Genomic DNA, 12,324 nt, shown 5'->3' with positions numbered 1-12,324 from the left:
GCGACAATCAATTTACCAATTCAAAACCCCTGCCGCCACCCCCTCCCAGCAAAAAACGTCAAGTCTGTCTTTCCCCACCAAACGCGATGAACCTAAAAAAAGCCTCCCGGCATCGCTGCCGGGAGGCTTGTTCGCGCCCCGTCGGGCCGCGAATGTCTACTACCTGTCTACCACCGAATTACTTGGCGTTCATCAGGGCGACGGTGGTGTCCAGCATGCGGTTCGAGAAACCCCACTCGTTGTCGTACCACGACGAGACCTTGACCAACCGGCCCGACACCTTGGTCAGCGTCGAATCGAAGTTCGACGAAGCCGGGTTGTGGTTGAAGTCGATCGATACCAGCGGTTCGGTCTGGTAGGTCAGCACTTCCTTCAGCGCGCCTTCGGCGGCCGCTTTCATCAGCGCGTTGACTTCGTCAACGGTGGTGTCGCGCTTGGCGATGAAGGACAGGTCGACCAGCGACACGTTGATGGTCGGCACGCGGATGGCGAAGCCGTCCAGCTTGCCGTTCAGCTCGGGCAGCACCAGGCCGACCGCGGCGGCGGCGCCGGTCTTGGTCGGGATCATGCTCATGGTGGCCGAACGGGCGCGGCGCATGTCTTCATGCATCACGTCGGACAGCACCTGGTCGTTGGTGTAGGCGTGGACGGTGGTCATCAGGCCGGTTTCGACGCCGATGGCATCGTTCAGCGGCTTGACCAGCGGGGCCAGGCAGTTGGTGGTGCACGAAGCGTTCGAGATCACGGTGTCCGAGGCTTTCAGCACGCCGTGGTTGACGCCGTAGACGATGGTGGCGTCGACATCCTTGCCGCCCGGGGCGGAGATGATGACTTTCTTGGCGCCGCCCTTCAAGTGGGCCGAAGCTTTTTCCTTGGTGGTGAAGAAGCCGGTGCACTCCAGCACGACGTCGACGCCCAGCTCGCCCCATGGGATTTCCGCCGGGTTGCGCTGCGCGAACACGCGGATGGTGTCGCCGTTCACGATCATGTTGTCGCCTTCGACCGTCACGGTGCCGGGGAACTTGCCATGCGCCGTATCGTAGCGGGTCAGGTGGGCGTTCGACTTGGCGTCGCCCAGGTCGTTGATGGCCACGATCTGGATGTCTTGCTTCTTACCGCCTTCGTAGAAAGCGCGCAGCACATTGCGGCCGATGCGGCCATAACCGTTGATTGCAACTTTGATCGTCATACTTTGCTCCTGATTAAAAAAAGAGGTATCCAGCAATAAAAATTACGCAAGCAGCACAGACTTGACCTTGGCCACGACGTTGTCGACCGTGAAGCCGAAGTGTTTGAACAACACGCCGGCCGGGGCCGATTCGCCGAAGGTGTCGATACCGACCACGGCGCCTTCCAGACCGACATATTTGTACCAGAAAGCGCTCACGCCGGCTTCGATCGCCACGCGCGGCAGGCCTTTGGTCAACACGCCGGCCTTGTAGGCGGCGTCCTGGCGGTCGTAGACGTCGGTCGACGGCATCGACACCACGCGCACGGCGACGCCTTCGGCGGCCAGCGCGGCGGCGGCGGCGACGGCCAGCTCAATCTCGGAGCCGGTGGCGATCAGGATCGCCTGGGCGTTGGCGACGTCCTGCAGCACGTAGCCGCCACGGGCGATGTCGGCGATTTGCTGGGCGCTACGTTCCTGGTAAGGCAGGTTCTGGCGCGAGAAGATCAAGGTCGACGGGCCGTCCTTGCGCTTGACCGCCGCGCCCCACGAGACCACCGATTCCACCGTGTCGCACGGACGCCAGTTGTCCAGGTTGGGGATCAGGCGCATCGACGAGATGTGCTCGACCGATTGGTGGGTCGGGCCGTCTTCGCCCAGGCCGATCGAATCGTGGGTGAACACGAAGATCGAACGCAGCTTCATCAGCGCGGCCATGCGCAGCGCGTTGCGGCTGTAGTCGGAGAAGGTCAGGAAGGTGGCGCCGAAGGGAATGAAGCCACCGTGCAGGGTGACGCCGTTCATGATCGCGCTCATGCCGAACTCGCGCACGCCGTAGTTGACGTGGTTGCCGGGCTGGCCGGAACGCAGGGCGACGCACTCTTTCCAGTTGGTCAGGTTCGAACCGGTCAGGTCGGCCGAGCCGCCGAGGAACTCGGGCAGCGACGGCGCCAGCGCCTGGATGGCGTTCTGGCTGGCCTTGCGGGTGGCGATGTTTTCTTTCTTGTCGACGCAGGCGGCGATGGCGGCGGCCAAGGTGGCGTCGAAGGAGGCGGGCAGGTCGCCCTGCATGCGGCGGCTCAATTCCGCGGCTTCTGCCGGGAACTTCGCGCTATAGGCGGCGAACAGCTCCGACCAGTCGCCTTCGCGCTTGGCGCCGGCGGCTTTCGCGTCCCACGCGGCGTAGACGTCGGCGGGCATCTCGAACGGTGCGGCGTCCCAGCCGATGTACTCGCGGACGGCGGCGATTTCCTTGTCGCCCAGCGCGGCGCCGTGCACCTTGTCGCCGCCTTGCAGGTTCGGCGAACCCTTGCCGATGATGGTTTTGCAGCAGATCAGGGTGGGCTTGCTGGAGGTTTTGGCGGCGGCGATGGCGGCGGCGACGGCGGCAACGTCATGGCCGTCGACGGCGCGGATCACGTTCCAACCGTAGGCTTCGAAGCGCTTCGGCGTGTCGTCGGTGAACCAGCCCTCGACCTTGCCGTCGATCGAAATGCCGTTGTCGTCGTACAGCGCGATCAGCTTGTTCAGGCCCAGGGTGCCGGCCAATGCGCACACTTCGTGGGAGATGCCCTCCATCAGGCAGCCATCGCCGACGAAGGCGTAGGTGTAGTGGTCGACGATGTCGAAGCCGGGCCGGTTGAACTGGCTGGCCAGCAGGTATTCCGACAGCGCCATGCCGACGGCGTTGGCGATGCCCTGGCCCAGCGGGCCGGTGGTGGTTTCCACGCCCGGCGTGACGTCGACCTCGGGGTGGCCCGGGGTTTTCGAATGCATCTGGCGGAAGGCTTTGATGTCGTCCATCGTCACGCCGTAGCCGGACAGGTGCAACAGCGCGTAGTGCAGCATCGAGCCGTGGCCGTTGGACAGCAGGAAGCGGTCGCGGTTGAGCCATTTCGGATTGGCCGGATTGTGGCTGTAATGGCCACTCCACAGCGCAACGGCGATTTCGGCCATGCCCATCGGCATGCCGGGGTGGCCGGAATTGGCCTTCTGGACTGCGTCCATTGCCAGCGCGCGGATCGCGTTAGCCATTTTGGTGGTCGGAAGCGTAGAGTTCATCGTTGGTCAATCGCGAAAGTAGGGAAACTGGATGCAACGCAGGCCCTGCTCACGCAGTCTTCCTGCTTGCTGAACTAAGTATTTTACCAGACCAAGTGTCCACCAATTAAAATTGCGCTGCAAAGTCTTGCCCATCAGACCACCAGGATACCCGCATGCCCCGTTTCTACTGTCCCGAGCCACTCGCCGTCGGCGCCATCGTCAACCTGCCCGAAGCCGTGGCCCATCATATCCAGGTGCTGCGCCTGGCGCCGGGCCAGATTGTCACGCTATTTAACGGCGACGGCGGCGAATACAGCGCAACGTTGGACAACATCGCCAAACGCAGCGTCAGCGCCGAGGTCAAGGTGCACCACGCCCGCGAGGTCGAGCTGCCGTTCGCCGTGACGCTGGCGCAGGCGCTGCCGGAGGCCTCGAAGATGGACTGGATCGTCGAGAAGGCGGTCGAACTGGGCGCCTCCGGCATCGTGCCGCTGGCGGCGCAGCGCTGCGTGGTGCGCCTGTCGGCCGAGCGGGCCGAGAAGCGCCTGGCGCATTGGCAGGGCATCATCGTCTCGGCCTCGGAGCAAAGCGGACGCAACCGCCTGGCCCAGCTCGGCGAGTTGCAGGATTATAAACAGTGGATCACCCAGCAGGACATGCACAAGCGCATCATCCTGTCGCCGCGCGGCACCCAGCCGCTGGCCGACTGGGCGCGCCACCAGGGGCCGCAGGCGGTGACCTTGGTGATCGGCCCGGAGGGCGGCCTCAGCGAGGACGAGGAGAACGCCGCGCTGGCCCACGGCGCGCTGGCCCTGACCATGGGGCCGCGCATCCTGCGCACCGAAACGGCCGGCCTGAGCGCGCTGGCCGCGCTGGGCGCCATCTGGGGCGGCATGTAGCCGGCCAGGCGGCAATCCCCCCCCCTCCGCCGCGCCGCCCGGCGCGCCCGGCAACTCCGGCCGGCGCCAACGCCGCGAGGCTTGCAAATCGCAATGGTTGACCGAACAAACGTCGGCCGCCCCCTCCCCCTTCTTGCCTTCCTGCGGTAAAGCACCGACGGAAGCAAACAAATCATCTACGCATGCGCACAAATCAAGAATTGTCGATGCTGCTTCAATTTAGAGCAATAGTGTCAATGTTGTTTTTTCGCACTACATTTTTTGTAACATTTCCACGCCCAGCTATATCGCGGCGAATATGAGCCGCGCCGCCCCGCCGCCGGCGCCAGACTGCCCGCGGAGTCCCTGTTTCCCCTCTTCCGCAGAAGGCCGGGGGCAGCGCCCGCCCGGTTCCAGGACGCGGCGCGACCATCATTGCCGATGAAAAACTATCGGCCATATGTCACATATCGATGATAAATATCTTAAAAACAATATTAATGATATTGACAGCAAATACTGGGCGATGGTCTTATGAGGCAGCTGAAATTCAATGGTAATCGAAATTGACATCTCAGTAAGCCGCCGATAACGCGGAAACAGCACACATAATTTTCCCGCAGAGGAGTTGGAGCAAATGATGAAAGAAACAGTCTTATCGCGTTCGTTGCGCTTGGTGTTTTCGGGCGGCGTGGCAGTCGGCTTCGGCCTGATGGGCCAGACAGCGATGGCGCAAGACGCCGCCCAGGGTCAATCGATCCAGCGCGTCGAGATCACCGGTTCGTCGATCAAACGCATCGCCAAGGAAGGCGCGCTGCCGGTGCAAACGCTGAGCAACGCCGACATCGCCAAGAGCGGCGCCAAGAGCGTCGAGGACCTGGTCCAGGCGCTGCCGTCGATGCAAGGCTTCACCACCTCGGCCGAGTCGGTCAACGGCGGCGGCGGCGGCGCGCAAACGGCGTCGATCCACAGCATCGGCGCCGGCTACACGCTGGTGCTGCTGAACGGCCGCCGCATGGCCTCCTACACCGCCGGCAGCGCGGTCAACCTGGCCAGCATTCCCCTGTCGGCCGTCGAGCGCGTCGAGATCCTGACCGACGGCGCCTCCGCCCTGTACGGCGCCGACGCCATCGCCGGGGTGATCAACTTCATTCTGAAGAAGAACCAGCAGGACTTCAACGTCGAAGGCACCTACAGCTCGCCGCAGAAATCCGGCGGCAAGAGCAGCAACTTCGCCCTGTCGAAGGGCTTCGGCGACCTCGACACCGACGGCTACAACGTCCTGCTGTCCTACGCCCACGACGAGCAAAAGGAACTGAACGCCTCGCAGCGCGACTTCGCCAAGACCGGCCTGGTGCGATTCGAGAACAACGGCAAGCAGTACTCGATGTACCAACTGGCGCTCAACACCACGCCGGCCTCGGTTTCCCTCAGCTTCAAGGACGGCCGCACCCCGCTGGCGTTCTCGCCGAACTACCTGAAGGACGGCAAGTGTGCGCCGAACACCGCCTATATCGGCACCGCCAACGACAAGTCGTGCTGGTTCGACTACTCCGGCACCGTGCAGTTGATTCCCAAGTCCAAGCGCGACAGCTTCTTCGCCTCGGGCAGCTACAAGCTCAACAGCGACACCACCGTGTTCGCCGAGGCGGTCAATTCGAAATTCACCCAGACCGGCCGCTTCGCGCCGGCCGCGCAAACCATCGGCCTGCCGCTGACCGACGCCAAGTACGCCACCAACGTCGCCCCCTATCTGGCGCAGCTGGGCATCGACCCGGCCAACGTCAAGAAGGCCAGCATGAACCTGCGCCTGGTTGACGCCGGCGGCCGCACCTCCGAGTACGTGACCGAGGCGCGCCATCTGGCCATCGGCGTCGACGGCCGTTTCAAGGAGTTCGACTACGGCGTCTCGTACGTCCATTCGGAGAACACCCGCAAGGCCAACTATGCCGGCGGCTTCCTCAGCGGCGACAAGTACGACCAGTTGGTGTTCGACCCGTTCGGCCAGGCCGGCTCGTCGGCCTCGGTCCTGGCTCCCGCCGTACTGCACGAGCTCGACGCCGAAACCAAGACCAAACTGCAGGTGCTCAGCGTCCGCGCCTCGGGCGAAGTGTTCAAGCTGCCGGCCGGCGGCGTACAGCTGGGCGTGGGACTGGACTCGAGCAAGCAGCGCTACGCCAACCTGCCGAGCTCGATCAGCCAGGGCCCGAATCCACAACAGCCGAACTGGACCGACACGGTGGTCGGTAGCGCGCCAGGCGCCCTGCCGGTCGACGCCTCGCGCAAGAACTGGGGCGGATTCGCCGAGGTGCTGGTGCCGGTCATCAAGAACCTGGACCTGACCGCCGCGGTGCGCTACGACAGCTACAACGCGGTCGACAACAAGTATGTGTACAACCTGGAGTCGAAACTGCTCGGTTCGGCCACCCAGGGCAACGATGCCTCGAAGTCCACCTACAAGCTGGCCTTCCGCTTCAACCCCGTCGACACGCTGCTGTTGCGCGGCTCCTACGGCACCGGCTTCAAGGTGGCGGAGTTGGACCAGATCGCCCAGCCGGTGTCCGACTTCGGCGTGACCACGGGCAAGTACGCCTGCCCGGTCAAGGCGCCGGATCCGCGCGCCGAAGATTGCCTCGGCGACACCCAATACGCGCTGACCTCTGGCGGCAACGCGCTGAAGGGTTCGGCCGGTTTGAAACCGGAGGAATCCAAGCAGTACACGCTGGGCTTCCGCTTCGATCCGATCACCTCGCTGTCGCTGGGTTTCGATCTGTGGAACGTCAAGATGAGCAACCAGATCAACCAGCTGTCCGAGTCGATCGCCTTCGGCGACACGGCCAAGTACAACGCGCTGTACTCGACCGTGTACGACGCCGGCCAGAAGCAAAACAAGCTGGTCACCCTGCTGCCCTACTTCAACCTGGGTAGTTCGCGCTATCGCGGCATCGACTGGGACCACACCTACCGCGCCAAGACCGGTCTGGGCAACCTGACCGTCAACTGGAGCGGCACGTATATGCTGAAGTCGGAGAAGGAGAGTTCCGACGGCATTGACAGCAGCCTGGGCAAGTATGACAGCCTTCCCAACGCCACCTCGCGCGTGATCAGCCGCCTGGCCTTCAGCCTGAAGAGCAGCGACATGTTCACCCACACCCTGGCGATGAACTACCGTTCCGGCTACCACGACCTGCCACTGAAGGCGAGCGGCTCGGTCGTCAAGGAAGTCAATCCCGACGGCACCCTGGGCGCCTTCGTCGACATGGTGCGCGACGTGAAGGCCTTCCAGACCTTCGACTGGCAAACCCGGGCGCAGATCAACAAGACCTTTGTCGTGACCGCCGGCGTCAAGAACCTGCTCGACACCGACCCGCCGTTCTCCGACCGCACCAAGGGCGGCGGCAACCAGGTCGGCTACGACGGCCGCTACTCCAACCCGCTGGGCCGCACCTTCTACCTGACCGGTTCGGCCAAGTTCTAAGCACCCCGCCACGGGCCGTCCAGGCCCGTCGCCAGCCAGCCCGTCGGCCCCGCCGACGGGCTTTTTTCATGCCGGCGCCGGCCATGCCGGCCCGGCGCCGGTGGTCGCCGGCCGGCCGCTGCGGGTAAAATAGCGGATTGAAGCGCGCGAACGGCCCCGGCCGTGCCCGCGCGCCCTGACTCTCCGCTAACTACGGAGCCCGGCAATCTTTCGGATCGACCACCATGTTGCGACTCAACGAAGTAAAACTCCCCCTCGACCACGCCGAGGCCGAGCTGCCCGCCGCCATCCTGGCCCGCCTACAGATCGGCGCCGCCGACCTGCTCGGCTTCAGCGTCTTCAAGCGCAGCTACGACGCGCGCAAACGCAGCGCCATCGTGCTGATCTACTCGCTCGACGTCGACGTCAAGGACCAGGCCGCCGTGCTGGCGCGGCTGCAGCACGACAAGCACCTGACGCCCTCGCCCGACACCGGCTACAAATTCGTCGCCAAGGGCGAGCAAGCGGCCGGCCACGACCACAACGAGCGCCCGGTGGTGATCGGCACCGGCCCCTGCGGCCTGTTCGCCGCGCTGATCCTGGCGCAGATGGGCCTGCGCCCGCTCATCCTCGAACGCGGCAAGGAAGTGCGCGAGCGCACCGTCGACACCTTCGGCTTCTGGCGCAAGCGCGAGCTGAACCCGGAATCGAACGTGCAGTTCGGCGAGGGCGGCGCCGGCACCTTCTCCGACGGCAAGCTGTACAGCCAGATCAAGGACCCCAAGCACTACGGCCGCAAGGTGCTCACCGAGTTCGTCAAGGCCGGCGCGCCGGAGGAGATCATGTACGTCAGCAAGCCGCACATCGGCACCTTCCGCCTGGTCAAGATGGTCGAGCAGATGCGCGCCAACATCGAGGCGATGGGCGGCGAATACCGCTTCGGCTGCAAGGTGGTCGACCTGGAGATCGAAGCCGGCGCCGACGGCGGCCAGGTGCGCGGCCTGACGCTCGAGGGCGGCGAGAAGATCGCCACCCGCCACGTCGTGCTGGCCGTCGGCCACAGCGCGCGCGACACCTTCGAAATGCTCTACGAGCGCGGCGTCTACATCGAGGCCAAGCCGTTCTCGATCGGCTTCCGCGTCGAGCACCCGCAATCGCTGATCGACAGCTGCCGCTTCGGCCCCAGCGCCGGCCATCCGATCCTCGGCGCCGCCGACTACAAGCTGGTGCACCACGCCGCCAACGGCCGCGCCGTGTACAGCTTCTGCATGTGCCCGGGCGGCACGGTGGTGGCGGCGGCGTCCGAACCGGGCCGGGTGGTCACCAACGGCATGAGCCAGTACTCGCGCAACGAGCGCAACGCCAACAGCGCGATCGTGGTCGGCATCACGCCGGAGCAGGACTTCCCCGGCCACCCGCTGGCCGGCATCGAGCTGCAGCGCCGGCTGGAGGAGAAGGCCTTCGAGCTGGGCGGCGGCGACTACAGCGCGCCGGGCCAGCTGATGGGCGACTTCGTCGCCGGCCGCGCCTCGACCGAATTCGGCGCCGTGGTGCCCTCGTACAAACCGGGCGTGCACCTGACCGATCTGGCGCTGGCGCTGCCCGAGTACGCCGTGACGGCGCTGCGCGAGGCCTTCCCCGCCTTCGACAAGCAGATCAAGGGTTACTTCAAGGCCGACGCCGTGCTGACCGGGCTGGAGACGCGCACCTCCTCGCCGATCCGCATCAAACGCCGCGACGACACGCTGCAAAGCCTGAACACCCGGGGCCTGTTCCCGGCCGGCGAAGGCGCTGGCTACGCCGGCGGCATCCTCTCCGCCGGCGTCGACGGCATCAAGGTGGCCGAGGCGGTGGCGCTGTCGATGGCGGCCGCCTAACCGGCCCGCTTCGACGCTGTAAAAATGGCCGCGTTCGACGCGGCCGTTTTTTTGCCGGCACCGTGCGTGCGCCGTGGTTCAAGGCGCCGGGGACGCTGGCGAACCCAGCGGCGAAGAGCCGGGGTCAGACCCCCGCGGGGTCTGACCCCAGGGTTGCGCCGCTGGGTTGCGCCGCCGGGTTGCGCCGCCGGGTTGCGCCGCCGGGTTGCGCCGCTGGGTTTCGCCCGCGTCCCGCCGCCCTCCCCCTGCCCGCCTAGTCCGGCGGCAGGCGCCGGTACAACTCGCGCAGCGCGGCCTCCTGTTGCAGCAACAAGGCCGCCAGGTCGGGCGCGAAGCGCGTGCCGCTGTCGGCGCGCACCTGGGCCAGCGCCTGCTCCAGCGTCGCCGCCGGGCGGTGCGGCCGCGAACTGACCATCGCGTCGACGCAGTCGGCCAGCGCGACGATGCGCCCGGCCAGGCTGATCTCCTGTCCCGCCAAGCCGCGCGGATAACCGCCGCCGTCCCAGCGCTCGTGGTGCTCGTGGGCGATGCTGGCGGCCAGTTGCAGCACCGGCCGCGCCGAGCGCGCCAGCATGGCGCGGCCCGTCTCGCAGTGGCGGCGCATCAGCGCCCACTGCGCCGGCGACAGCGGCCCCGCTTCGTGCAGCACGGCGTCCGGCAAGCCGGCGTAGCCGCAGTCGTGCAGCGGCGCGGCCAGCCGCAGTTGCTCGGCCTCGGCCGGACTGAGGCCGGCGGCGCCGGCCAGCAGCGCGGCGATCAGGCCGACCCGCTGCACGTGGTGGCCGGCGGCGGCGCCGCGCCGCTCCAGCGCCTCGCCGAGGATGGCCACGGTGGCGTCCTGGGTGGCGGCGCTGTCCTCGCGCTGCAGCAGCTTCTCGTAGGTGATGGCGACGTTGGCCGAGAACGCCGCCAGCAACTCGTGCTCCTCGACGCCGATCGGCTCGGAGAAGGCCATGTAGAGGAAGCTCTCGCTATCGTCGCGGGTGCGGTGGTAGCACACGTAATACAGCTCGCCGTGGTGGTTGCACTGCTCGCGCATGCAGCGCGCGAAGGCCTCGCGCACCGCCGGCGGCAGCTCGTCGAGCCGCTGCTCGCTCTGGCAGTCGGCATAGGCCTGGGTCACCGCCAGCACCTTCAGGCCGCCGTCCATGCGGGCGGCGGCGAAGGCGTTGACGCGGCTGGCGCAGATGCCCTCGCCGTCGTGGCCCAGCAGCACGCTGGCCTGCTCCAGCACCGACGAGCAGAAGCTGCGCAAATTGTGCGAGTCGCACACCTGGGTGATGGCGTCGATCGAGCGGCGCAGGCCGTTGCGGGCGCGCTCCAGGCGCATCAGGTCGCGGTAGGCGCGCAGCGCCGAATAGAACACGGTGCTCAGCTTGCCGTGGGTCAGCTCGGTCTTCTCGCGGTAGTCGTTGATGTCGTAGCTGCGGATCACGTATTCCTGCGGCGCCTGGCCGGGCTGGCCGGTGCGCAGCACGATGCGCACATTGGTGTTGCGCAGGTCCTCGCGGATGTGGCGCACCAGGTCGAGGCCGGCGTGCTCGCTCTCCATCACCACGTCGAGCAGGATCAGGGCGAACTGGTTAGGTTGCGCCAGCACGACGCGCGCCTCGGCCGCCGAGTAGCAGTCGGTGAAATGGACGCCACGGCCGTCGAAGACAAAGTCGGACATCACCAGCTCCGTCACCTGGTGCACCGACGGCTCGTCGTCGACGATCAGCACCTGCCACGGCGCCAAGGTCGGAGCGGCCGGCGCGGCGACGCCGGCCTCGTCCTCGTCCTCAAACAACATGTCGTCGTTCATCGTTCCCCTCCGCCCGGCACGCCTGTCGTCAGCCGATTGTACATCCAAGCCGCCGCGGCTTTTCGTTTTCGTCGGCAATTAAAAGTGCCCGCCGGATGCGCCACGCCGGCGTTGCGCGGCCGCTACAACCAGCCCGAGCGCTTGAAGCGGTAGAACAGGTAGCAGCACACCGAAACCATGATCGCCACCGCCATCGGGTAGCCGTAGTGCCACTCCAGCTCGGGCATGAACTTGAAGTTCATGCCCCACACGCCGGCGAAGGCGGTGCAGATGGCGAAGATCGCCGCCCAGGCGGCCAGCCGCTTGTTGACCTCGCTCTCGTCGATCGCCACCATCGACAGGTTGACCTGGATCGCCGTGCTGATGGTGTCGCGGATCGCGTCGATGGTGCCGTTGATCCGGTGCAGGTGGTCGTGCACGTCGCGGAAGTACTCCTGGGTGTCGCGGCACAGCGCCGGCACGCGGCCGCCGTGCAACTTGCCGACGGCGTCGAGCAGCGGCGCGACGGCGTGGCGCAATAGCATCACCTTGCGCTTGAGCTGGTACAAGCGCTCGATGTTGTCGCGCTGCGAGCCGTGGATGAAGATGCGCTCCTCGATCTGCTCCAGCTCGCTCTCGAAGGCGTCGACCACCGGGAAGTAGCGGTCGACCACGGCGTCCATCAGCGCGTACAGCACGAAGGCCGGACCTTGGCGCAGCAGCTGCGGCTCGTGTTCGGCGCGGGCGCGCACGCCAAGGAAGCCCTGCGAGCAGTTGTTGCGCGCCGACAGCACGTAGTTGTTGCCGACGAAGATGTCGACCTCGCCCACCAGCAGTTCGTCGTCCTTCAGCTCGACCGTCTTGACGACCACGAACAGCGAGTCGCCGTATTCCTCGATCTTGGGCCGCTGGTGGCCGCGCCGCGCGTCCTCGACGGCCAGCTCGTGCAGGCCGAACTCCTCCTGCATCACCGACAGCTCGGCCGGCTCGGCCTCGCGCAGCGCGACCCAGACGAAGCAGTCGGGCCGCAGCAGATAGTCGCTGATTTCCTCGACCGGAATATCGGCCAGCTTTTGCCCATCGTGGTAGGCGACACAATTAATCAACATACGCGATCC

The 12,324-nt window shown here is 65.9% G+C and carries 7 protein-coding genes; 3 read left to right on the top strand and 4 right to left on the bottom strand.

Annotated elements, in window-relative coordinates:
• Positions 1 to 178: 178 nt before the first annotated feature.
• Positions 179 to 1,189 (bottom strand): type I glyceraldehyde-3-phosphate dehydrogenase, encoded by a 1,011-nt coding sequence (gene gap, locus H7U20_RS05730; protein WP_199518644.1) that lies wholly within the window; start codon positions 1,187 to 1,189, stop codon positions 179 to 181.
• Between the two features lie 42 nt (positions 1,190 to 1,231).
• Entirely contained in the window at positions 1,232 to 3,229 is a 1,998-nt protein-coding gene (gene tkt / locus H7U20_RS05725; RefSeq protein WP_199518643.1) for a transketolase, read from the bottom strand.
• A gap of 155 nt (positions 3,230 to 3,384) precedes the next feature.
• Between tkt and H7U20_RS05720 the strand changes: the two genes are divergently transcribed.
• The 3 genes from H7U20_RS05720 to H7U20_RS05710 all read left to right on the top strand — a co-directional run bounded on the left by H7U20_RS05720 (position 3,385) and on the right by H7U20_RS05710 (position 9,423).
• Positions 3,385 to 4,110, top strand: coding sequence for a 16S rRNA (uracil(1498)-N(3))-methyltransferase (locus H7U20_RS05720; RefSeq protein ID WP_199518642.1), 726 nt, complete (start codon positions 3,385 to 3,387; stop codon positions 4,108 to 4,110).
• A gap of 616 nt (positions 4,111 to 4,726) precedes the next feature.
• Entirely contained in the window at positions 4,727 to 7,567 is a 2,841-nt protein-coding gene (locus H7U20_RS05715; RefSeq protein ID WP_199518641.1) for a TonB-dependent receptor domain-containing protein, read from the top strand.
• Between the two features lie 224 nt (positions 7,568 to 7,791).
• Positions 7,792 to 9,423 (top strand): NAD(P)/FAD-dependent oxidoreductase, encoded by a 1,632-nt coding sequence (locus H7U20_RS05710; protein ID WP_199518640.1) that lies wholly within the window; start codon positions 7,792 to 7,794, stop codon positions 9,421 to 9,423.
• Positions 9,424 to 9,676: 253 nt separating this feature from the next.
• Here H7U20_RS05710 and H7U20_RS05705 read toward each other — a convergent pair whose 3' ends face one another.
• Both H7U20_RS05705 and corA read right to left on the bottom strand, forming a co-directional pair.
• On the bottom strand, positions 9,677 to 11,227 hold the full coding sequence (locus H7U20_RS05705; protein WP_199518639.1) for a DUF3369 domain-containing protein: 1,551 nt from the start codon (positions 11,225 to 11,227) through the stop codon (positions 9,677 to 9,679).
• 122 nt (positions 11,228 to 11,349) lie between these two features.
• Positions 11,350 to 12,315, bottom strand: coding sequence for a magnesium/cobalt transporter CorA (gene corA, locus H7U20_RS05700; protein WP_199518638.1), 966 nt, complete (start codon positions 12,313 to 12,315; stop codon positions 11,350 to 11,352).
• Positions 12,316 to 12,324 lie beyond the last annotated feature (9 nt).

It is taken from the genome of Rugamonas violacea, from assembly GCF_016461825.1.
In the GTDB taxonomy this organism is placed as follows: Bacteria; Pseudomonadota; Gammaproteobacteria; order Burkholderiales; family Burkholderiaceae_D; genus Rugamonas.
This window is presented reverse-complemented; position numbering and strand designations above follow the sequence as displayed.

Bases quoted from the DNA above. Each gene is read 5' to 3' on its own strand.
- gap (WP_199518644.1), bottom strand. From the start codon at position 1,189: ATGACGATCAAAGTTGCAATCAACGGTTATGGCCGCATCGGCCGCAAT.
- tkt (WP_199518643.1), bottom strand. From the start codon at position 3,229: ATGAACTCTACGCTTCCGACCACCAAAATGGCTAACGCGATCCGCGCG.
- H7U20_RS05720 (WP_199518642.1), top strand. From the start codon at position 3,385: ATGCCCCGTTTCTACTGTCCCGAGCCACTCGCCGTCGGCGCCATCGTC.
- H7U20_RS05715 (WP_199518641.1), top strand. From the start codon at position 4,727: ATGATGAAAGAAACAGTCTTATCGCGTTCGTTGCGCTTGGTGTTTTCG.
- H7U20_RS05710 (WP_199518640.1), top strand. From the start codon at position 7,792: ATGTTGCGACTCAACGAAGTAAAACTCCCCCTCGACCACGCCGAGGCC.
- H7U20_RS05705 (WP_199518639.1), bottom strand. From the start codon at position 11,227: ATGAACGACGACATGTTGTTTGAGGACGAGGACGAGGCCGGCGTCGCC.
- corA (WP_199518638.1), bottom strand. From the start codon at position 12,315: ATGTTGATTAATTGTGTCGCCTACCACGATGGGCAAAAGCTGGCCGAT.